1 protein-coding gene is annotated in these 207 nt (G+C 37.7%); it reads right to left on the bottom strand.

Annotated features, from left to right (window positions below; translation table 11 throughout):
* The coding region (locus ACRHOC_RS16075; protein ID WP_431159548.1) for a phosphoribosylformylglycinamidine synthase subunit PurQ at positions 1-207 on the bottom strand (207 nt) is incomplete at both ends.

Here is a 207-nt window from a genome sequence, read left to right as displayed (position 1 = left end):
GATGTCAAACTACTCTCATGCTTATGGGAATCGTTATGTAGCATTTTGGCATGAACTTCATGTTCAGGGTAGATTTCTTCGAGCTCCATAAATAATTGACATGCATTACAAATGCCTACAGATAAAGTGTCTTCGCGCTCAAAGAAGTTTTTAATGACTTCATTTGCTTTTTTGTTGTATTTAATGGCACCTGCCCAACCCTTTGCA

This window comes from Winogradskyella poriferorum, assembly GCF_050618035.1.
Lineage (GTDB): Bacteria > Bacteroidota > Bacteroidia > Flavobacteriales > Flavobacteriaceae > Winogradskyella > Winogradskyella poriferorum_A.
The sequence above is the reverse complement of the archived record's forward strand: the minus strand, read 5'-3'. Positions and strand labels throughout refer to the sequence as shown.